The sequence below is a fragment of the Hahella chejuensis KCTC 2396 genome, assembly GCF_000012985.1.
GTDB lineage: Bacteria > Pseudomonadota > Gammaproteobacteria > Pseudomonadales > Oleiphilaceae > Hahella > Hahella chejuensis.
In genome coordinates, this window is sequence record NC_007645.1 from 2052993 (window position 1) to 2074975 (window position 21983).

Sequence of the window (21983 nt, forward strand, 5' to 3'; positions counted from 1 at the left end):
CTTATCTTCCTTTCTCAAACAATCAGAGCGCCGGGCTACCCCAGTAATACACACTGCCGTCATCGCTGCCGGCGAACACGGCGGTCCCCTCGGCGTTGATGGACATGGGCCAGTTCATCAGTGACGTGGCGTATTTCCAATACAGCTCGCCGGTCTGTGCATTAAACAGATAGAAGTTGCCGGGCGTTTCTTCCTGCGGCGATGAGTTGCTGTCGCTGAAAATGGGTTCGCCATCGGTGGAGGTCACGTACTGCGCGTTGGCGTCCATGTTCATGCCGGGGTTGGGGCAATACTCCAGCTGATTGATCCACAGGCGTTGCGGATAATAATCGCCGGATTCGCCGGCATTCTGCAGCATATAGGCGAAACCGAAGCCGGGGCTGTCAGAGGCGGCTTTGGCCGCGCCGGAACCATCGTAATTGCCGCCGGCGCCGACATAGACCTTTCCGTTGACATTGGCGATGGCCAGGGCGTAAGTCAGCCCCAGAGACTGGTCGGAAGGCGTGTAGGACCATAATGGCGTGAGGCCGCTGACCGGGCTGTCCGGCGTGGCGAACAGATAGACGTAGCCGTTCTTGGTGGAGGCGGCGAAGTAGCCGCCGTCAGCGCTGATGACGACGCGCAGAACGCCGGTGGCGGTATGAAAGCGGCCGTATTCCACCAGGGTTCCGTTTTGATTGGCGTAGAGAATGACCAGTCCTGTGGAACTGACCTCCGCCCGTTTCGCCGGCTTGCGCCCGCGAGCGAATTCAGCGTGCTCTGAATAGCTGTCCAACTCGCCGCCCACCACCACAATTTCGCCCGTGTTGCACACGCCGCAACTGCGCAAATAGGATTCGCTGACGTTAGTTGGGGAGTCTGTATAGCTTTGTCCGTTAAGAGTCAGCAACAAGGCGTTGGAGCCTTCCACGGCGATAATGGTGGAGCCGTCGAAACTGCTTTCCACTTCATTGATGCGGCTGTCGACGCTGAACTCCTGGCGGCTGGAGACGCCGACGCCGACGTTATAGGTGCGCAGAAAGCCGTTGCCGCTGCTGTACTGCCCACCGGCGGCGGCGTAAGCGCCGTTGCCGGACACCGCGACCCAGAACACGCCCTGGGTGACGTTGTCGCCCAGCGGATCGCTCCACTGTAGTGACGGCGCGGAGCCGTCGGTGGCGTAGCTGTAAATGGCGAAGTCGCTACTTTCTCCATATTCGGAGGACGTGCCGGTGATAAGTTGCGCGCCGTTGGCGGATATGGCGGTGGTGTTGATTTGCAGTCCGGATGTAGGGGTAAGCGTCCAATTGGGCGCCAGCTGGTCTTGCAGCATACTGAGTCCTTGTTATGGGGTCATTGCCCTGCGGGGACGGGCGAAGCCTGATTAATGGTGAATCCATGCCGAAAGTTTAGCCGACCGAGAAGTTTTGGCAATGACCCCAACGACCGATTGGCGGCCATGGCCGCTTTATTCAGTGATCGTTTTTGCCGCGAACTTTCTCCAGCTCCTCAACGCTTCTCGGCCAGTCTTTTTTCAACAAACGCGATAGCGCCCGATCCGCCAGCAAACGCCCTCCCGTCTGGCAATCAGGGCAATAGTTGGTCTCATTGGTCGCATAGCGAATGCGCTGTACGGCGCCGCCGCAGACCGGGCAGGGAAGGTTGTAGCGACCATGCACCGCCATATCTTCGCGAAAGGCGGTGACTTTTTCTGGAAAGGCGTCGCCATACTGGTCGCGCAAGCGTTGTGTCCAGGTCGTCAAACAGGACCGACACGCCTGATACAGTCGCTCAATCTCTTCTGCGTTCAATTTCTGTGTTTGCGCGATAGGGGATAGTCGGGCCGCATGCAGAATTTCATCGGAATAAGCGTTGCCGACGCCGCTGAAAATATGCGGATCGGTGAGCGCTCTTTTTAAGGTGTGGTTATTGCGGGTCAATGCCTGTTGAAACGCAGGAAGGTCGGCTTCCAAAATCTCCAAACCGCCCGGATTGATCTGCGCCAATCCTCTTTCCCCTGAAACAAGATGCAGCGACGCCCGCTTCTTGGTTCCCGCTTCCGTCAAAAACAAAACGCCATTGGGGAACTGCAAACTAATCAACGCATTCTTCCCCGGCGTTTTCTTACCTGCGTCGCGCCAATGCAAACGCCCCGCAATCATCAGGTGAAACACCATCCAAACGTCATTATCAAAACCAATGGCGATACGCTTACCAATCCGCCGCAACTGCGTCACCTTCGCGCCAACCACCGCCTCCAAAGACGGCTCCGCCGTCCGCAACAGAAAATAACTATGCAACTCCACCGACTCCAACACCCGGCCAAGAACCCGCCGCTCCAACGCATCGATATACACAGTAATGTCAGGATATTCAGGCATCACGCATCCTCCTGTTTGTTAGGGGGATTATATGTGTAATCTATATAATTTGTAGAAAGACGCGTTCGACTTTCTTGGGGAGACATTCAGAGGGCCGAGCACACAATTTCTTTTTTATCCTTTTGTAAGCGAAAATATTTATCACTTACTCAACAGGTCTGGATTTAGGCTGTTTGATTTTACATAGGATGCATAACTCTATGCATGTAAATAAGTGAGGGATAGCTGGGTTTGAAATAATAATATATTCTAGCCTATGGGGAAGTGATCAATTCTCTTTGGACATTTCTTTGCGTGCTTCTTGAACCCTTTATTTTTGACCGATATTTTGCACATTGGGCAAAGAGTAGTATTGTTGATATCCTTCTGAGCAAGTTCTATTAACTTGAGTAAGTGGCTTGCAAGTTTTCCTCGCATAACCATGTCGCAATTATGAGCTTTTCCTGTTGCACTTTGTGGATCAAGAAAAACTTTAGAGCCACAAGAGCATTCTATGAATATCACAGGCGAATCACAGTTGTGGCATAGGGTATAAAACTCATTAACTTTCTTGCAGTCAGGACCGTGACTTGGGATGAAGCCCATTGATGTAGCCTCTCATAGCATATACCCTTTCTAAAGCGATGAGCTTTAGCAAGCTCGATGAAGTTAGAGCCTGAACGAGTTTCAGTAGTTTTTGAGGCTCTAATTCCGTTGTACAATATCCCCTTACACGGCCATCAAATAGCGATAGCCATCTCGCCTGACTCTCTCCAGTAACGCCGAGAAGACCCTTTAAAATAGCGGGTATCGTTAGAAGGAAGAGGTAGTTTTCCAATTGTAGCATTGAATAGTATGGTTCACCTTCGGAGAGTTTGCAGGTTTGAAAATACACGGTAATGATAGAGGCCTGCTGTCACTCTTGGCGGAGCTTATCGGTAGACCACTACAATTGCCTGGGGTTTCTATTGCGCGCTCTCTGCTCTGTACTTTTTTTGAACTAATCTATACTCAACTACTAGAGGCTTCTCGAAATCTTTGCATTAGGAGTGCAAAACTCACAATCAGTTATAACGAAAGAGGCTAATTATGGTTATTGTTTCTAGTGCGATTAGAAAGTTAATTGTAGTGCTTTCCATTCTCATTTGCACACCTACAAATGCAGAAACGATAAAAATCTCCAATGGAGAATGGGCTCCTTTCACGTCTCAAAATTACAAGCACTTTGGTCTAGCTTCACATATTGTCTCTGAAGCATTTAAAGCCTCTGGGGTTGATGTTGAATATGCTTTCTATCCCTGGGCGAGAGCATTGATAGATGCAAAAGAAGGGAAAGAGTTAGCTGCAACTATCGTTTGGACATATAGCGATGAGAGGGCGAAAGACTTTCTTTACACTGATCCGGTCTTCACACTTCAATCTGTCTTCTTTCATAAAAAGGGGAAAGTGGTTGATTGGAATAAGCTGTCAGATTTGAAAGATTATAAAATTGGCGGCGCTATTTCATATAGTTATGGTGACGAGTTTACTGAGCTAGAAAAAACTGGCGTGCTGAATGTATCTCGTATAGCAGACGATACTAACAACCTGAAAAAACTGGTCTCTGGTCGGATAGACCTCTATCCCACCGAGATGCAAGTTGGCCTTGAGTTAATAAAAAATGAACTGCCGCCGAATGAGGCAGATCAGTTAACTTACTCAAAACCCTATAGAGAGTCAGAATATTTTGTCCTTGTGTCAAAGAAGTATCCTGGAGGTAGCGAATTGGTGCAGAAATTTAACCAAGGACTGGCGAAGATAAAAGAAAGCGGGCTTTATCAGAAAATGATGGATGATAGTGTCAATGGAAACTATGGCCCGTAGTTGAACCCGCTATTGCTGCATGAACTGACTTTATGACTAAGAAACTAATACGGCTGTATCTGGCAATAATTCTTCTCTTTACTGTTAGTATAAGCCCTTCTTACTCTGTTGGGCTTGATAAAAAGATAACCTTGTTGACTGGAGATTACCCTCCATATGAAATCGAGTCCTCTAAAGATGGTCTGGTTGGTTATGATGTGGAGGTGGTTAATGCCGTTTTTCAAAGAGCGGGATATGAAGTTGATATTCGCTTTTTCCCCTGGAAACGAGCTATTAACCAAATCGAAAGTGGGCATGTTTCTGGAGGTTTTTCTATTGCCAATACGCCAGAGCGCCGCAAAATATGTGAACTGTCTGACCCTATAAGCTCGATTACTCCTGTCTTAGCCGTAAGAGCAGACCTCAAGGAGCCTAGGCCAAAGACATTGACTGAGACCCTTTCCTATAGAGGAATAGGGATAAGAGGCTACACATTTCAGCAGGAGTTAGCCAGTATTGGCGCTCCGCACACGATACTTAATACAGATGAACAAGCCTTGCTGTTTTTAACAAAATCTCGCGCCGATGTATTTTATACTGTTAAAGAAAGCTCTCAGTTTCTTGTGAAGAGTATGGGGCTGGAAAATCAAATACAGTTCGTTCGTTTGCAAGATAAGGAAGTTGATTACTTCTATGTCTGCTTTAGTAAAGCTTGGCCTAATTATGAGATATATGTTGATGTGTTCAATAAGGGATTGAAAGTACTCAAAGACGAAGGCCTATATGATCAGATACATAGGAAGTATGAGTGAAAAAATAGGACTGTTCTAGCAGTCTGACGGATCAACGGCTCCCCTTCGCTAAAACCCACGAAAGCGTTCCCGATTTGATACGTCTGACGTCGTGTTTAAACTCTTCATCCAGTGCGCGCTCATTGCTGACAAGTTAATCAATGTGAGCAGGTCCTGGTAAACTTTTGCAATAAAGCAGCAGAAATACCGATATTTTACAGAAGGGAGTTCACTTATCTTTCGCCTTTGGCTGTCGCCCTATTATAAAAACATGGAGATTTTAATCGGTGCTTCGACACGTTGTATTTATTTCACTCATTCTGTTTTCCTGTTTCACACGAGCTGAAACGGCGAGTTTCTGGGATTCCCCACAGCATGGCGCAAACAGCTTTAACCGGCTTCCTCCGACTCAGGAATACTTTGACGCTCTCTCTGCTTATGGCGCGACCTGGGTCAGGTTGGCATATGACAAATGGCCTTCAGAAGGCCGGGATTTTCTGATCGGCGATGCGGATCACTACCAATCGCTGAGCGAGGCGGATTTGGCGCAATTAAAGTCGGTGCTGGACCGGGCGCACAAGGCGAATCTGAAAGTGGTTATTGCTCCCTTGTCTTTACCCAATATGCGTTGGTCACAGAACAATAATGATGTATTTGATGACCGCCTCTGGTCGGATAAAAAGTATTGGAACGACGCGAATCGCTTCTGGAAAGATCTCGCGATAGCGTTGAAAGGGCATCCGGCTATTGCAGCCTTCAACTTGGTCAACGAACCCGCGCCGGAACGTAATAGCGATCTTAAAGAGCATGCCGATTCTGATGCAATGGCGCAGTGGTATAAGAAGAACCAGGGAAGCTCGCGAGATCTGCCTTTGTTCTATCAATCATTGGTCAAAACGATACGACAGGTTGATCAGAATGTGGCGGTGATGCTGGATGCCGGCTGGTACGCTGCGGCGGATGCTTTTTCCTATTGGCCGTCCGGGCTTGAAGATTCAAACATTCTTTATGCCTTTCATATGTATGAGCCCTATGACTTTACCAGTTCCCCCAATATCAATAGAGAAAAGCGCTATGTATATCCAGGCGATATTCCATTTGGGGAGACGCTGAAGCCATGGGGGCCGCAGCAAATATCCACCTATATTTCCCAGCCCATAAACTGGGCGAAAAAGTCGGGAATCCCAGTAAAGCGGATGGTGATGGGGGAATTTGGCTGCGCCAGGACGATTCCCGGCTGTGGAAACTATCTGAAGGATGTTCTGGAAGCCGCTGACAGCCTTAATCTGCACTGGGCTTTCTACGCGTTTCGTGAGGACAGTTGGGATCAGATGGACTACGAACTCGGAACGAAGAAGGTGCATTGGGAATACTGGGACGCCATGGAGAAAGGGGAACCCGATCCTATAAAGCGCGAATCCAGCGCACTTTTTGACATCATTCGTAAGCGTCTATAAGACTCACAAACGCCTGAAGGAATCTGTATGGTTCAGTTTTCTTCGGGCTCTTCCAAAATGTCGCCGTATTTTTCGATATGCGGTCATCGGCGCCGTTATGAAGGACCACCTTTCGCCACAAGATCTCTATAAAGTCTAACTTCGGTGAATGCCTCGGATATGCGTCTGCATGGCTTTACGTGAATAAGGCCGTGAACATCTGGGCCTCCGTACGCTGGAATCAGTGGGCTGGAGAAGGTATCTTTAGCACCTTGAAATCGAAAGGCGCGTATGCGCGATATATAAACGTTATGTGGCGGGAGTCACCTTGAACTTTCTTAGTATTTTTAAATATTCGTTGATTCTCTTTGTGGTGGAAGTGTTAGTGGGCATGGCGTCGACTATGCTTTGGGGTGCGGACAACTATAAAAGTCAGCCTTTGCTGGATTACTTTATTTGTCAGTACCTTCCGCTATTTTTGCCGAGTTTGCTGGTGCTGTCTTACTACGCTAAAGTACAAGCTCACAATACATTGCCTCATTTGGTGGCTGTAGTATCGATATGCGGTTTCCTTGGTTTTATCATGGTTTCTGCATTAATGGGAAAATGGTTTGTTTCGCCGTTGTGGTTTATAGATATTCCAATGTCAGCCCTAACAATTGGAGTTGCAATGATTATTGGTCGAAGTTTGAGGAAGGGGTGAATAGCCCCGTAGAAAATGAATGCAGAAAACTGGTGGGGCTTCGGCTCATTAAAGCTTTATATATAAAGGTGATTTTAAGTGCAGGACCAAGAAGCGATTGAGCTTTTTCGCGAAATACGAGATGAGCTGCGCGTTAATAATTCTCAAATAAAATGGCTAATCGATAAAGCTAAAGAAGTCGAGAGTAAAGAGGGAAAATATTTGCGGTTAGGCAAGAATAACGGGCGAACACCTGCCCGTTATTTAGCTTTTTAATACTCTGCAACAGGCTTTTTTGCCGCTTCTAATACTTCTTCCTTTGTAAAAGATATGACATTGCTCGTGTAATCTGGAGTCAGCATCGGATCGTACCTAAGCTGAAACTCTATACGGTCAAAATCAGTGTTTGATAATGACATTAAACCTTTGTGAAAGCTCATATAGTGAGGGTCGCCACCGTCTAATATGCCATTCGAAAATTCAATTTCGTCGTCGTCTTTTATTACAGATGCTCTGAATTGATTGAGGAAATCTTCTATGTCTATAGGTGTGTCAGAGTCAAACTTCAATGCCAGATATGTACCTGTAAATAGATACGGGTCACCTTCGGAGTACTCTTTTGTGCTTATGACTTCTACTGGGAACAGTTTGGCGTTACTTAAATGAAGCTTTTCAGTGGCGCAACCTAACAAGAAAGTGGAGAGAGAAAGCAGTAAAAGTAGTCTCATTATCTTATTCCTATTGCTTTAGGATTTAATGGTGCGTTTGCCATTTCTGCTCTTGCTTTCTTGTACATATGCATAGCATCCGCATGAGTTACATTCATTTCTATATTATGGGCTCCGTTCTCACTGCCTAATTGGCCTCCAACATTAGCTATATAGTCACTGCTGTTTGTGTCTTCTCCTGCTTGGCCAACCCAGCTAGTTAAGGCGCTCACAGCATTTCCGATTACCGGGACAGCGCCAATAGTGTTATCCATAATTGACTGTTTACAGTAGACATTGACCCACTTTCCAGCAATGACTTTGCTAAATGGAAACATCGAGACCGGGTCTAAAGTAATCAGTTCATCGACTGGAATACTTGCGTGAAATCCATTACTGCTTGTCCGCCCCAACTGTGGCCGGTCAGTCTAATGCTTTTAAAGGCTCCTGAACGCCAATTCCCTTTTATCATAGAGAGTACTAGGTCCTGATCCTCGTGACCGTAATAATAGCAGGTGATACCTGAAGAGGAGCCTTCGCGATAATCCCTTACGTCTCCCATAATTCCTGTTGCTCTAGTCACGTTTGTAATCCAATCACCTTTGTCGCCCCCTCCACCTATAAAAAACTCTACTTTAGGGAAAGCTCCTAGTGCTACTCCAGACTTTGGAATCATACATACTCCTGGAAATTGTGGTTAGTGATGATTTTAGTTAAACAAAGTGAGCAAGACTCATCGCTCGCTAGAAACTTTCTGCATTGACGAAGCTGAGCTATTAGATGAGGGGATTTCAGAACTTTGAAAATAATCATCCTTGGTTAAACTTCTTTTTGAGGTTATAAAATGAGAGCCACTGTTTACTGGCAGTGGATAGTGTACTGTTGGCTGCACAGTAATCGAATAGTCTATATGGGATAACGAAGAAATTGCTCGCTACAACAACGCCAAATAGCCCTCCTTAAACATCTTCTCTCCTAAGCACAAGCTGCCAGTTTATGGCAGTATGTGCTTCATGCTTTCATATTCCCCGCTCAAGAGCGTCAAAATTGTCACGGGCTGAACGTTTGCTTGAACTCATGCAGACTCTGCGTCGCTACCGTTATCCGGTGAGCGGTAAGCAGTTGGCGTCTGAGTTGGGCGTCAGTATTCGCACGTTATATCGCGACATTGCTTCATTGCAGGCCCAGGGGGCGCATATCGAGGGGGAGCCGGGCGTGGGGTATCTGTTGCGTCCTGGCTTTATGTTGCCGCCTTTGATGTTCTCCGATGATGAGATTGAGGCCTTGGTGTTGGGGTCCAGATGGGTCTCCCGACGTGGCGATGCGAAGTTGGGGGAAGCCGCCCGTAATGTGATTGCAAAAATTGCGGCGGTGATTCCCGCCGAGTTGCGTCAGGAGCTGGAGACGTCCACGTTGTTGATTGGCCCTGCAGCGACGCAACCTGAGGACGATAAGATACTGGAAAGGGTGCGGGCGGCGATTCGGGCCGAGCGCAAATTGTGCATTGCATACGGCGACAGCGAGGGTAATTCATCCACGCGGATCATCTGGCCATTCGCGGTTGGCTTTTTCGACACCATCAGAGTAGTGGTCGCATGGTGCGAACTGCGCGAAGGGTTCCGTCATTTTCGCACAGACCGTATCGGTGAACTCCACAGTCTGGAAGCTCGAATTCCCCGTCGTCGTCATGACTTGTTGAAGGAATGGCGTGAATTCAAAGGCGTAGAGCCGCAATAAAACACTACTGCCAGAAACTGGCAGTATGCCTGTCTAAGATGATCTCCAACGAAGCAATGCCAGCTAAGCAAGCGCTTCAGCTTCGCCCAATAACGGGATTCAGCGATAGAGCGAAATTGGAGAATTATTATGAAAGAACCTACCTATATCATTTTGTATGTCAGCGATATGCCAGTCAGTATGGCGTTTTACACGAATATATTGGGGAAAGCCCCGGTGGAATCCTCCCCAGGCTTTTCGCTGTTTGTGTTGGAGTCCGGCTGGAAGCTGGGATTGTGGACAAAGCAGGAAGTAAAGCCTGCAGCGGACATGACCGGCGGCGGCGCGGAGATTGGCCTGATGCTGGATAGCCAAGAAGCAGTCGACACAGCGTTGGACTACATGAGCGCGATGCAGGCGAAGGTGATACAGGCGCCCACGCAAATGGACTTTGGCTATACCTTTGTCGTTCTGGACCCGGACGAACACAGAATCCGAGTATTTTGTCCCAGTGAGATTGTGCGCTGAAGTTAACGCTTGAGGCGTATAACCATGTTCATGCGTCATTCAGTCCGAAAGGCGCGAATATCTTTAGATCATCAATCTGTTTTCGCACGCCAATCGCGAATGCGGGCAGCCAGGACGAGATACCAGCTTCCACGCTCTGATAGGGTGGGATGTCGTGTCCAAACTTGCGTGGATACCATTCGTGTACATGCGCCTGATTTTTAACATCGATGGGAATGCTATGGCGAGTCAGGCGGTTGAGCGTATTCTCATGCGCTTTTTCCAACGCTGATGCTTCATGCGCGAAATAGACCACGTCGAAATCTTTCACTTTGCTTAGCGACGCTTCTCCAAGCATGCTGTTCCAAAGCGCCTGGGTGAGCGCGCCGCCAGCCAGATAGTAATCAGGCAGGCCATAATTGGCGCAAGCCTCCATAGTTTCCATGATCTCAGGGACGCTCTGTAGCAGAGCTTTAAAACGCGCTTCCAGCGTAAGATCTTTTTCCATATGCTTGCGATTTGTTGTTTCTACTGTCCGATGTTGGATTGCTGTATTCGTATTTTTGTGGACGTCTATGAAACCTAAAATCCGCGTTTTCTACAACTCCGCCTGTCCGGTCTGTGATGCCGGCATTAAATCCCAGCAGAAAAAAGGCGCGATCTGCGGTGTCGAATGGGAAGACGTGCATCTGGACAATGAGAAGGTGGAAGATCTCAATGCCGATCTCGAATTTGTCAGGGAGCGGCTACACGTCATTGATTTTAATGGCGATTTGCGCGTGGGCTATGAAGCCTTTATCGCTATCTGGGAGGTTTCGTCGTCGGAGCAATGGAAAGCGAAGGTGTCTAAAGTTCCCGGTCTGCGCTGGCTGTTGAATAAAACTTATAATGTGTTCGCCTGGTGTTTGTACCAGTGGAATCGCGCCCTGAAGCACTGGTGAGTTGCGGTAACCTGAATCGATGTCTTCTATATTCGGTCATGCTCTGATTGGAGCGGCGATTGGTGATAACGCCAAATCGGAAAGTAAATCGGAGCAGTTGTTTCTGAGCCTTTTCTTTATGGGGTTGGTCGTATGCCCCGATCTGGATTATCTGCTGACATGGTGCTTCGGCGTCAACATAGCGCCCCGTTATACTCACTCCATTGGGGCAAGCGTGGTGATCGCCTGCATCGGACTGGGTTTGAAAAAGTATGTGTTCGTCAAGCGCTTAAGGAACGCAAACTCGCTTTTGATTGGCGTCGCTTCCATGGCGCATGTGTTCATGGATTACTGTGTCGGCGTGCATAAGAATCCCATATTCTGGCCGCTGGCCGACTCCGTATATGCCTTGAACCACGGCTTCCTGCCCAGCGCGGGAAAGCTCGATATTCTCAATTTTTACTTTTGGCGAAATCTGGCGATTGAAATGGGAATACTGGTTCCGGTGGCGGCTTTTATTTCCGCCCGAGGACGCAACGCACTAAAGAAAAGAGTTTATATCGCCATCCTGGCGGTTGGCGTCTTGATGCTGTGTGGCTATATCAGCATTGGGTTGTCGCGTTAGCGGCAATTGGGATGTAGTAGGGCTCTGTCTTGGCTTTCTTCGTACAGCCTAATGCTGTCAAAGTGAAACCGGACCAGCCCTTGGGCCGGTCCGATGAGACAACTTAGAGAAACATCCCGCCGGACGCTTCAATGCGTTGAGCGTTAATCCAACGATTGTCCTCTGAGAGCAGAGTGGCGATGACGCCGCCAATGTCGTCCGGTAGACCGACGCGTCCGAGTGCGGTTTGCGAGGCGATAAACTTGTTAATCTCCGAATTATCGCGCACCAATCCCTGACCGAAATCCGTTTCAATAGCGCCCGGCGCCACCACGTTCACTGCGATGCCTCGAGCCCCAAGTTCTTTCGCCATATAGCGGGTCAGTACTTCCACGCCGCCTTTCATCGCTGCGTAGGCTGAATAGCCGGGCAGAGAGAAACGGGCGAGGCCGGTGGAAATATTGACGATTCTGCCTCCATCTGCGATCAATGGCAGGAGCTTTTGCGTCAGAAAATAAACGCCCTTCAGATGAATGTTCACTAACTGATCAAACTGCTCTTCTGTCGTTTCCGCGAAAGGCGCATGGATGCCAATGCCTGCGTTATTCACCAGATAGTCGAACTGCTCGCGTCCCCAATTGGCGTTTAGCTCATTCGCCACGGACTTGGCGAAATTTATGAAGCTTTTGCTGTCAGCGACGTCCAGTTGCAATGCAACCGCCTTACCACCCAATTGACGCACCTCGCCGACAACATCTTCCGCCTCGGCGCGATTGCCGCGATAGGTCAGAATGATATCCACGCCTTTTTGCGCCAGATGCAAGACCGTGTTTTTACCCAGACCGCGGTTACCGCCAGTGACTACTGCGATTTTGCTGCTCATATGTCGTCTCCAAAGTGTAGTGTTGGAAGCTTGTTTCTCAATGTCAGGAGCAGTTTATTGGGGATTCTGGAAGGGATAAATCTAGTGATAATGGTTAGACTGTCTATAAATTTCGAACAATAGGGCAGGTGAAAAGCTATCATAGCGCTCAGTATTTTAAGGCGATCCTCTTTCTTCAGCGGCTTCCACGGTCGTTAGCTCAATGAGCAAACTGGCGATGTGAAGGGCAACTTTATTCCTTGACACTGCAATATAGTAAAAAATACGGATTACCGGATTGAAGCCGCTAAAAAAATATATATAATCACGTTTTGTTGATTAAACATTAGCAGCACTACGAGTATTACAGGATGTTGTATTATAAGCCAAAGGGGACGGCCTCTATCCGTCCGTTTATATCCTATTCCGGCTATATTCTCTCGGGCTCCTCTCTCCACCGCTTCTTATCCCGTTTATACAAGTAAAGTTACATGTTTAAATAAATTTTCCACGTCTTGCTTTTAAATTCTGAGCAAGAATGACAACAAGTTGTCGTTATGGAATTTATGCTGTCAGGCGCGCCAATGCTGGCGGCGCACGACGGCGATAGTTTTATATCTTCATGCCAGTCAACGGCTTATGTGGTCATGCTTTGATGGGGATGTGATAAAAAATATCGCTGCCGGCGTCATACTTATGCAACTTGGCGAGCATTAAATGGTTTGCGAATTTAATGTTTTTGCCTAATTAGGCAACATTAGCGGGAATCAGGAAGTATTCATTGTGGAAAGGGAAGTATATGGATCTTTGCGTAGACTTATTCTAGTCCGTCGATAACTACCACTCGTTATATTTATATAAAGCTTACAGGCTTTATGGCCTCCTATTGTCTGGCGTTTATAAATACGCCGGCGAAAATGGAAATAGTAATAACTAAAGGATACAGAAAATGAAAGAAGTCTCTCTGGTTAACTTGGTTTGTCTCCCCTTCGCTGGCGCGGGCGCATCGGTGTTTCACGAATGGAAGGATTTGTCCGACAAGCTCAATGTGATCGCTGTGCAGTTGCCAGGACGGGAGAAGCGCTTTGTGGAGCCTGCTTACACCAACGTAGCGGAAGCGGTGCAGGGAATCATGCCCGAGTTAATGGCTGAGCTGGATTTCTCCAAACCCATCGTCTTTTTCGGACATAGCCTGGGCGCCGTGCTGGCGTTTGAACTGGCGCGCGCCATGTGCGCTGAAGAAAAGGCGAATGTGCAGGGCTTGATAGTGAGCGGCTCTCCCAGCCCCTGGAACAACAGGGAAGAGCGCGCTTCCGGATTGCCGGATGATGAGTTTGTGCGCCGCGTTAATGAGTTTGCCGGCTACTCTCATCCCGCCCTGGAAGACCCCATCATGCGCGAAGTGCTGCTACCGACGCTGCGCGCGGATGTGGAGATGCATGAAAGCTATCACCCCCTGGCGGATGACTCTCTTCCGATCACTGTGCTGACTATTCGCGGCAGTGACGATGAACTGGTGACGGCTGAAGATAAAGCACTCTGGAGCAAAGCTTCTTCGGTGCAAACTCTGCACGAAGAACTTCCCGGCGGTCATATGTATTTGATGGATGATCCCACGGCGGTAATCGCGTTGATTGAAAGTGCGGTTCTTTAACTCTCGTCATTATTAGCATGGCAATGATATTGGCATGTCAATAATCAGGCGCATGGATGCGCCTGCGCGGCGGCTAGCCGCGGGAGACAGGACCTGACATGTGCAGGCCCTGTCGTGGCGGACAAATAGAAGGAAGCTATTTGTCCGCCTGATTAATAGGTGGATCGCAGTGTCGTCAAGGAGATAGCCATGAGACTAAAAGGAAAAGTAGCGCTGGTCACCGGCGCAGCCAGAGGGTTGGGGCGCGCCTGCGCCCTTGAGTTCGCCAGGCAGGGGGCGGACCTGATACTGCTGGATATTGGAAGGGATATCGCCACCGTGCCTTATCCCCTGGGATCGGAAAGCCAGCTGCAATATACCGCTCAATTATGTGAAGAGCAGGGCGTGGCGGTAATGACCGGTCTGGCGGATGTAACGCGCCAGACCGAGATTAACGCTGTCGTCGCAAAAGGGCTGGACCGCTTTGGACGCATTGATGTGCTGCTGAATAATGCAGGCATCGCCGCGCCATCAGGAAAAATCGCCCATGACATCAGTGAAGATGAATGGACGACCATGATTGATGTCGACCTGTCCGGCGCCTGGCGGATGATTCGCGCTGTCGGCGCATCCATGACGGAGCGTCGCTCCGGCAGCATCATCAACATCGCTTCTACGGCGGGGGTGGTTGGTTATCGCCACTTCTCCGGCTATGTGGCGGCCAAACATGGCGTCATCGGCCTGAGCAAAGCCGTCGCGCTGGATTACGCGCCTCTTAAAGTCCGGGTCAATGCGTTATGTCCGGGCTCCGTGCGCGACGCCTCCCATGTCGAAGGTCGCATGTTGTCTGAGATCGCACGCTCACTGCATGTGCCAGTGGCCGAGCATGAGGACACCTTTGTGCAGGCGCAGCCTATGAATGCGCTGATCGAGCCTGAGGATATCGCCCATAGCGCCGTGTGGCTGGCTTCGGACGAATCCCGTCAGGTCACCGGAAGCGTGATCACCGTCGATGGCGGCTTCTCCGCTCGTTAAACGGTAGTTGGGGTTCTTCGCCAAGGACTGTTCGGTTTTTCTCATTCGACATAAGGCGCTGCCATGAAAAGCATTTTTTTTAATGACCCGGAAATGGCCGGGAATCTGAACTCTTACCTGAGTGACGGCGATGTCGCGCCCAGCGCGTTGCATGCCGCCGCATACCGACTGACGCAATCCGTCAGTCCAGAGGCCGTTGCGATACGGCTGAAACAAAATCTTGCAATCTTGCCGGTGATGCAAAAAGCGGCCGAGGGCCGCGATTACGTCTGGCTTGAGACGCTGCGTTATCGGGCGGACAGCCTGCAGGCGGCGGACCGAGTCAGGAAGGAAATGGAAAGGCCGCTGGCCGAGACGTTTCCCTATATTCGCGTGGTGTTATTGGCCTACACAGACCGCTTTGTTGATTTGGTGATTGTCGCCAATCGCGCGGTGTTTGATAAATCAGCCATGGACGCTCTGGTATGCGCCGCCATCTCCGAGCAAGAGGCGGATTACCAGGCGCCTGCGGCGTCGTCAGGGCCTGAACCTGAGTTGAGCTCTCTGCTGTCCGCCGATTTCTCTCCGCTTCCAGACTGGCGGGGGAAGGGCGATGAGTGCGAGAAGGGCGTGATCAGGCGTCGTCTGGGCGTCTTCAGCGACCAGGATGATCAGCAGTTGGTGACGGGGTGGGTCAGCGCGTTGGCGACAGTCTGGGCTCGTTATTCCGCAACGAATGTTCCGGTCGTCGCCATTAATGACAGCCGCGCCGAGTCGGTGAGCGGTTGGTCGCTGGTCGCCGCGCCGGTGCAGGAAGACGCAACGGCGCAGACTCTAAAATTGAGTATCGAACACTCATTGCGGCAACCAATCTGGCGTTCGCAGGAGCTGGCGAATCGTCTGCAGGACTGTGAAAACGGCGGCGAGGTGTCTCTGGCGGCGCTGATATACGACGCCGCGGCGTCGCCGCACGACAAAGTGGCGGCATGCGACTATGCGCCATCCCTGGGGACGCCATATCCACTGACGCTGCTCATTGAGAGTCAGGGACAGGGGAGATATTGCATCAGTGGACTGGCTGACGGCGGCGTGTTTGCTGCCGACAGTGTCGAACAGTTTTTCCAGTGCGTACGGCGGGCTTATGAACTGTTGCGCGCGGACGGCGAATTGAATTTGTGCAGCTTCCCCTTGCTGGACGCCAAGGCGCAGCAGGAAGTGGCGGCGTTAGGCGTGGACCGTGAGCTTGGCGATATTCCAACCGAACGTCTGGAGGAGTTGTTCGCCCGTCAGGTCGCTCGCACCCCGGACGCCATCGCGCTTTCCTACGAAAACGAGCAAATGACCTACGCCCAGTTAGAGCGCAAGGCGCATCTTATGGCGCTGAATCTGGTCGTGCTCAACGTCAAGCCCGGCGATCGCGTCGGCATCTGTCTGGAGCGGTCATTCGATTTGATCGCCTCTATGCTGGCGATTCTGAAAGCAGGCGCAATTTATATCCCCATGGACCCAGCTTACCCGGAAGAGCGGTTGTCCTATACCTGTGACAATGCCGAAATTCGACTGGTGATCACCGACGCTGACGCATTCCCGGCGGCGGAGGAGCGGCGGTTGATAACGCCATCGGAGCTGGAGCGCAGTATTGACGACGCCCGAGTCGCGACGCCATCGGCGGAGCAACTCAGCGCCGAAGAAGACGCCTATGTGATTTACACCTCTGGATCGACAGGCAAGCCCAAAGGCGTGGTGGTTCCCCATAAGAACGTCGTCAGTCTGCTGGCGGCGACGCAGGAGGATTTTGGCCTCAATGCGCAGGACGCCTGGACCTTTTTCCACTCCGCCGCGTTTGATTTCTCAGTATGGGAAATATGGGGAAGCCTGTTGACGGGCGCCCATCTCGTAATTGTGCCCTATTGGGTGTCCCGTGCGCCTGACGAGTTCCTGGAACTGGTCAGAGAGAAGCAGGTTTCGGTGCTGAACCAGACCCCTTCCGCTTTCTCCCAGTTCATGGAAATGGAGCGCAACGGCGCTCCGCTGGCGCATTTGCGACTGGTTATTTTCGGCGGCGAGCCCCTCGACGCGAAAATGCTGATGAAGTGGTTCGACCGTTATCCGGAATCCCGTTGTCGTCTGGTGAACATGTTCGGCATCACCGAAACCACGGTGCATGTCACCGCCCAGACGATTACGCGTGCAGAGGCTATGGTCGGCTCCCGTTCCGTCGGTCCGGCGATTCCCGGTTGGCGTTTATATGTACTGGACGCCGCGCGCAATATTCTGCCGGTGGGCGTGGCGGGGGAAATTTACGTCGCGGGAGCGGGCGTCGCTTCACAGTACCTGAACCGCCCGGATTTAACGGAAGAACGCTTTATGCCGGACCCCTTCTGCGGCGGTCGCATGTACCGCAGCGGCGATAAGGGGCGTTTATTGCCATGCGGACGCCTGGAGCATTTAGGGCGTCTGGACAGTCAGGTGAAATTGCGTGGTTTCCGCATCGAGTTGGATGAAATCCGCAAGGTGTTGCTTGGCGTCCACGGTGTGGAAGCGGCGGCGGTGGTATTGAATCAGCCGGATAAAAACGATCCAGCCTCCGCCCGTCTGGACAGTTATCTTGTGTTGTCGGATATCGCCGTGGAGGACGTGATCGTCAAAGCGGAGAAGGTGCTGCCCGCTTATATGATGCCTTCCACCTTCACTCCGGTTGACGCTATGCCGTTGACGGCGAATGGCAAGCTGGACGTTAAAAAGCTGCCTGCACCCAATGGACAGGGCAAGGTGGCGGATAAGCCCAGGGTTGTAGTGGCGGAGCGCTCCCCCGAGCCCGTCGAAAGCAGCGTGGAAGAGATGGCGGCGGAAACAGAAGCCGACCGTCTCGTCGCGGACATGGTCAGGGTCTGGAGTGAGGTGCTGGGGCGTGAAGTGACGGCGGCCGATAACTTCTTCAGCCTTGGCGGCAACTCTTTATATGCGGTCAGAATCGCCTCCGCCATGAGAGCGGCGGGATTGCCCGCGCTTCCGATACGTGAATTATACGTGCGACAGACCATTGAAAAATTAGCGCCGGTGATGGTCGGCAAGGGAGGATAGGGATATGGATTTCACTGAGCTTGAGGCGATCCGCGCGGCGGAAACCTATTGGAGAGCCCTGTTCGGCGCCGATTGGTCGCCAACGGAACTGAAAGCGCCATCCCGCGCCGCTGAGCCGGCGGAGCGTTTGGTGGCGAGCATGCCAGTCGTTCCTGGCTTGATGGATAGAGTACGGGACGCCGCCGCAGAGGCGAACAGTACGCCGCAGCAGGTCGTATTGGCGGGATGGTTGACGGCGCTGATGCACTTAAATGATCTGGAGCGGCAGACGCTGTCAGTGCAAGTGGATGACGGCGCTATCATGCCGCTGACATTTGAACTGGACCCTGGCGCTGACTTGCCCCCGGTGATTGAGCAAGTCGCCGAAAAAATGGCGGCGGCGCTGTCCCACAAGGCGTTTCCTTACCTCAAGCTGGCGGCGGAGGAATACGGTCTTCTGCCGCCGGCGCAGGACTTGCTGACGCCCCTGCTATTTAATCTTGGCGAGGCGGAGACGCCCCGCGCGCCGATTGTGATGGAGCTGCGCGCAAAAGGCGAAGGCGCTGAACTGGTGATCCAGGGCGGAGGCGTTTTCGCTTCCTACGGCTATCTGCGACGCCTGGGCGCTGCGGTCATCAATATTCTGGAGATGGGCTTGGTGCGCGATCTGCCGTTGTCTCAATTGGAGCTATTGGCGCCGGATGAGATTACTGAACGATTGCAGCGGGGAACTGGCGCAACATCTGACTTCGCGGAATATGTCAGAGTCGAAGAAGCCTTTGCGGCCCGGGTGGCGGAAACTCCCAGGGCGCTGGCGATCATCCATGGCGAGATTTCTCTTACTTACGCTGAGTTGGATGAGGCCAGCTACCAACTCGCCCAGGCCCTGCGCGAGCTGGGCGTGCAGCCGGGTCAGGTCGTCGCCATTCATACCCCGCGCAGCATCCCCATGGCGGTTTCCGCACTGGCGGCGCTGAAAGCGGGAGCCGTCTATATGCCTTTGGACCCTGACTATCCCGTCGAGCGCATTCAATTGTTGATGGAGGACAGCCAGGCCGCTGTGCTGATTCACAGTGAAGACGCGCCGCCGACTGTCCCTGCCGATGTGAAGCATGCGTCGCTGTCGCTGGACATGCCTGGCGGACGGGTGTGCGCCTTGCAAATTCAAGCTCCGTCACAGTCCGCTCCGGCGGATGCACAGGCGGCCTACTTGATGTTTACCTCCGGCACCACAGGACGCCCCAAAGGCGTGCTGAACACGCACGCGGGCGTTCTGCGCCTAGTTCGGCGCGCCACTTATCTCGACCTGCCGCCCGGCGTGCGCGTCGCCCAGGCTGGGGCGACGGGATTTGACGCCAGTGTGTTTGAAATCTGGGCGGCCTTGCTCAACGGCGGCTGTCTGCAGATTGTCGATAGGGAAGTGCTCCTGGATAGCGTTGAACTGGCGCGCTTTTTCCGGGAACGGAAAACGGATGTGGCATTGATTACGACTTCGCTGTTCTCACAGCTGGCCAGCGACGATCCCGCCATGTTCGCGCCCCTGAGCCAGTTGCTGGTGGGCGGCGATGTGATCTCCCCGAAGCAGGTGGCGGCGGTATACGCCGCCTGTCCGGGAATCGTGATTCTGAATGCCTACGGCCCCACTGAAAACGGGGTCATATCCACGGTGCAACGTATTGATCCCGCTCGACTGGACAGTATTTCCATCGGCGTTCCCATCAGTAACTCCGTCGCGCTGGTGCTGAACCGGTTTGGTCGTCTGACGCCGCCGTTGTTTGAAGGTGAGCTGTATGTCGGCGGCGCTGGCTTGGCGTTAGGGTATTTGGGGCGGGAAGAGGACACGGCCAAAGCATTTGTGCCCCATCCTTATGTCCCGGGAAGCCGGATCTATCGCACGGGAGACCGGGCGCGCTGGAATGCCGAGGATGAGCTGGAGTTTCTCGGACGTCAGGATTTTCAGATCAAAATTCGCGGCTTTCGGGTTGAGCTGGGCGAAATCGAGAAAGCGGCGCTGTCGCATCCGACGGTGAATGAGGCGCTGGTGCTTGCGCTCAAGCCCGAGGGAGCAGCGGAATATCGGTTGCATTGCTACTTGGGAGTTACTGAGGGGTTTGATCTGGATAGTTGGCGCCAGCAGCTCATCGATCAGCTTCCGGCGCACATGGTTCCTGCGGCGGTCTGGGCCATGCCCGAACTGCCGTTGACGGTTAATGGCAAGGTGAACCGGCGCGTATTGGCTGAGATGAGGCAGGAAGAGTCCGGCGGCGCCGAAGCGGCGGATGATATCGAACGCGTCTTGCTGGAAATAGGCCGATCGCTCTTAAACCTGAACTATCTGTCTACGGATGACGACCTGATCAGGCGGGGCGCGAGCTCGTTGACCGCCGCCATAATCGCTTCTCGGACCCGTCGTGACCTGGGCGTGAGAATCTCAGTCGCTGATGTTTTACGTTGTGGAACCGTGGCTGAGTTAGCGGCGTTAGTCAGAAAGCAGCGGGGGCAGGGTTCCCCCCGGTCCGGCGTTGAAGCTACGCCTGCGCAAGCCTGTCTGGAGGCGACGCCGCAACAGGTGCGTTTGTTCATTGAACAGTCCAAGCAGGCGGACGCCTGTCATTACAATCTGCCGATTTGGGTGGAGCTGCCGACGGATATAGATCCGGATCGCCTGCAGGAGGCTTTGCGGCAATTAGTCGCTCGACACGAAATTCTCCGCACTTCGTTTGAGCGCGAAGGGGAGGTCACCCGTCAGCGGATTCATGCAGATCTGGCTGTGTCGATAGCGCAGGCTCCGGCGGCTTCGGATGTATTTAATGCGCTGACTCAATTCATCCGTCCCTTTGACTGGCAGCAGGGCCCCCTGTGGCGTGCAGCGCTCTATCGCGACACAGGGAAAACCTGCCTGCTCTTTGATATTCACCACATTTTGACCGACGGCTATTCACTGCTCCGTTTGTTTGCGGAGTGGGAGGCGCTGTATCGCGGTCACAGTCTGTCTGGGTCGCCTCTGCAATATCGTGACTATGCATGCTGGCTGGCCAGCGACGGCGGGCAGGCCCATCTGGCGGAGCAGGAGGCGTATTGGCTGAAGATGTATGCGGAGAAGCCGGCGCTACCGGATTTGCCCACGGACTTTCCAAGGTCCGGGGTGCGCAGTCTCAACGGGGCGTTTCTTGAGTTCAATCTGGGAGAAGAGAGAACGATCAGCATCCGTCGTCTCACTGAGCGCCATCAAGTCAGCGCCTACCAGTTTCTGCTGGCTTGCTATAGCGTCTTCCTGGCCCAGGTCACCGGCCATGATGACATCACCATCGGGACGCCTGTCGCCGGTCGTCTGGCCCCCGGCGTCGACGACATTCAGGGGATGTTCGTAAATACGCTCTGTCTGAGGCTGCGACCGGCTCTGGCTGCGCGCTTTGGAGACTATTTGCGTGAAGTGGCCGAGATGACGCTGGGCGCTTTCGACAACCAGGATTACCCCTTTGATCGTCTGGTGGCGAAGGTCGCCGGAGAGCGTTCTTATGGCAGGTCTCCGTTATTCGACGCCATGTTTGCGTTGCAGAACACGGGGCTGAGCAAACAAACGTTTTTGGGGGGCTCTATAGTCTGGACGCCGGCGGCCACCGGCGCGGCCATCTATGACCTCAATCTGCAAATTGAAGAGGGCGAGTCCGCCCTGCGAGCAAGCTGGCATTTCAATCGCGACCTTTTCACCACCAAGACATTGGCTTCTTTCCGTGATCGGCTGCTGGAGATTATCGATAAGGCGCTGAATGACGTGAATGGCCAGATTCGGACACTGAATCAGGATGCAGAAAGCGGCCCGGTTGCGTTACCGGAAATCGAGTTTGAATTTTAAAATTTAGAGGC

At 52.1% G+C, this 21983-nt stretch carries 20 protein-coding genes; 13 read left to right on the top strand and 7 right to left on the bottom strand.

Annotated features, from left to right (window positions below):
- Nucleotides 1-22: 22 nt before the first annotated feature.
- Entirely contained in the window at nucleotides 23-1312 is a 1290-nt protein-coding gene (locus HCH_RS09120) for a hypothetical protein (protein ID WP_011395917.1), read from the bottom strand.
- A 139-nt stretch (nucleotides 1313-1451) separates the two neighbouring features.
- Nucleotides 1452-2360, bottom strand: coding sequence for an Fpg/Nei family DNA glycosylase (locus HCH_RS09125; RefSeq protein WP_011395918.1), 909 nt, complete (start codon nucleotides 2358-2360; stop codon nucleotides 1452-1454).
- Nucleotides 2361-3428: 1068 nt separating this feature from the next.
- On the opposite strand from HCH_RS09125, the gene HCH_RS09130 reads away from it, so the two are divergent.
- The 5 genes from HCH_RS09130 to HCH_RS34165 all read left to right on the top strand — a co-directional run bounded on the left by HCH_RS09130 (nucleotide 3429) and on the right by HCH_RS34165 (nucleotide 7366).
- The gene (locus HCH_RS09130; protein ID WP_011395919.1) at nucleotides 3429-4202 is read left to right on the top strand and encodes a substrate-binding periplasmic protein; all 774 of its coding nucleotides are present in this window, start codon (nucleotides 3429-3431) and stop codon (nucleotides 4200-4202) included.
- Nucleotides 4203-4234: 32 nt separating this feature from the next.
- Nucleotides 4235-4993 carry a substrate-binding periplasmic protein gene (locus HCH_RS09135; protein WP_011395920.1) on the top strand — a complete coding sequence of 253 codons (759 nt, stop codon included), beginning with the start codon at nucleotides 4235-4237 and terminating at the stop codon, nucleotides 4991-4993.
- Between the two features lie 299 nt (nucleotides 4994-5292).
- Nucleotides 5293-6429 (top strand): glycoside hydrolase family 5 protein, encoded by a 1137-nt coding sequence (locus HCH_RS09140; protein ID WP_202945344.1) that lies wholly within the window; start codon nucleotides 5293-5295, stop codon nucleotides 6427-6429.
- A gap of 307 nt (nucleotides 6430-6736) precedes the next feature.
- Nucleotides 6737-7111 (top strand): hypothetical protein, encoded by a 375-nt coding sequence (locus HCH_RS09145; RefSeq protein ID WP_148212528.1) that lies wholly within the window; start codon nucleotides 6737-6739, stop codon nucleotides 7109-7111.
- A gap of 78 nt (nucleotides 7112-7189) precedes the next feature.
- Nucleotides 7190-7366 carry a hypothetical protein gene (locus HCH_RS34165; protein ID WP_011395923.1) on the top strand — a complete coding sequence of 59 codons (177 nt, stop codon included), beginning with the start codon at nucleotides 7190-7192 and terminating at the stop codon, nucleotides 7364-7366.
- Here HCH_RS34165 and HCH_RS09150 read toward each other — a convergent pair.
- The 3 genes from HCH_RS09150 to HCH_RS09160 all read right to left on the bottom strand — a co-directional run bounded on the left by HCH_RS09150 (nucleotide 7363) and on the right by HCH_RS09160 (nucleotide 8473).
- Entirely contained in the window at nucleotides 7363-7818 is a 456-nt protein-coding gene (locus tag HCH_RS09150; RefSeq protein WP_011395924.1) for a hypothetical protein, read from the bottom strand. The two genes, HCH_RS34165 and HCH_RS09150, sit on opposite strands and share 4 nt — an antisense overlap.
- A complete protein-coding gene (locus HCH_RS09155; RefSeq protein ID WP_041598532.1) occupies nucleotides 7818-8072 on the bottom strand; it encodes a hypothetical protein in 255 nt (84 codons plus the stop codon). The genes HCH_RS09150 and HCH_RS09155 overlap by 1 nt, the downstream gene beginning before the upstream one ends.
- A gap of 83 nt (nucleotides 8073-8155) precedes the next feature.
- Entirely contained in the window at nucleotides 8156-8473 is a 318-nt protein-coding gene (locus HCH_RS09160; RefSeq protein ID WP_041598533.1) for a hypothetical protein, read from the bottom strand.
- Nucleotides 8474-8844: 371 nt separating this feature from the next.
- Here HCH_RS09160 and HCH_RS09165 point away from each other — a divergent pair, with 371 nt between their 5' ends.
- Together HCH_RS09165 and HCH_RS09170 are read left to right on the top strand one after the other, a co-directional pair.
- Nucleotides 8845-9534, top strand: a complete 690-nt coding sequence (locus tag HCH_RS09165; protein WP_041598534.1) for a helix-turn-helix transcriptional regulator — start codon at nucleotides 8845-8847, stop codon at nucleotides 9532-9534.
- A gap of 129 nt (nucleotides 9535-9663) precedes the next feature.
- Nucleotides 9664-10041 (top strand): VOC family protein, encoded by a 378-nt coding sequence (locus HCH_RS09170; protein WP_011395926.1) that lies wholly within the window; start codon nucleotides 9664-9666, stop codon nucleotides 10039-10041.
- Nucleotides 10042-10069: 28 nt separating this feature from the next.
- On the opposite strand, the gene HCH_RS09175 is transcribed toward HCH_RS09170, so the two are convergent.
- Nucleotides 10070-10528: a nucleotidyltransferase family protein gene (locus HCH_RS09175; RefSeq protein ID WP_011395927.1), complete on the bottom strand. Its 459-nt coding sequence runs from the start codon at nucleotides 10526-10528 to the stop codon at nucleotides 10070-10072.
- A gap of 67 nt (nucleotides 10529-10595) precedes the next feature.
- Here HCH_RS09175 and HCH_RS09180 point away from each other — a divergent pair, with 67 nt between their 5' ends.
- Nucleotides 10596-10961 carry a thiol-disulfide oxidoreductase DCC family protein gene (locus HCH_RS09180; RefSeq protein WP_041598535.1) on the top strand — a complete coding sequence of 122 codons (366 nt, stop codon included), beginning with the start codon at nucleotides 10596-10598 and terminating at the stop codon, nucleotides 10959-10961.
- 19 nt (nucleotides 10962-10980) lie between these two features.
- Entirely contained in the window at nucleotides 10981-11565 is a 585-nt protein-coding gene (locus HCH_RS09185) for a metal-dependent hydrolase (RefSeq protein WP_011395929.1), read from the top strand.
- Nucleotides 11566-11668: 103 nt separating this feature from the next.
- Here the strand turns inward: HCH_RS09185 and HCH_RS09190 are convergent, their stop codons facing one another.
- Nucleotides 11669-12427 (bottom strand): SDR family NAD(P)-dependent oxidoreductase, encoded by a 759-nt coding sequence (locus HCH_RS09190; protein WP_011395930.1) that lies wholly within the window; start codon nucleotides 12425-12427, stop codon nucleotides 11669-11671.
- Between the two features lie 928 nt (nucleotides 12428-13355).
- On the opposite strand from HCH_RS09190, the gene HCH_RS09195 reads away from it, so the two are divergent.
- The 4 genes from HCH_RS09195 to HCH_RS09210 all read left to right on the top strand — a co-directional run bounded on the left by HCH_RS09195 (nucleotide 13356) and on the right by HCH_RS09210 (nucleotide 21972).
- Nucleotides 13356-14060 (top strand): thioesterase II family protein, encoded by a 705-nt coding sequence (locus HCH_RS09195; protein WP_011395932.1) that lies wholly within the window; start codon nucleotides 13356-13358, stop codon nucleotides 14058-14060.
- A gap of 189 nt (nucleotides 14061-14249) precedes the next feature.
- Nucleotides 14250-15074: an SDR family oxidoreductase gene (locus HCH_RS09200; protein ID WP_011395933.1), complete on the top strand. Its 825-nt coding sequence runs from the start codon at nucleotides 14250-14252 to the stop codon at nucleotides 15072-15074.
- Between the two features lie 63 nt (nucleotides 15075-15137).
- Entirely contained in the window at nucleotides 15138-18137 is a 3000-nt protein-coding gene (locus tag HCH_RS09205; RefSeq protein WP_011395934.1) for a non-ribosomal peptide synthetase, read from the top strand.
- A 4-nt stretch (nucleotides 18138-18141) separates the two neighbouring features.
- A complete protein-coding gene (locus HCH_RS09210) occupies nucleotides 18142-21972 on the top strand; it encodes a non-ribosomal peptide synthetase (protein ID WP_011395935.1) in 3831 nt (1276 codons plus the stop codon).
- Nucleotides 21973-21983: the final 11 nt, after the last annotated feature.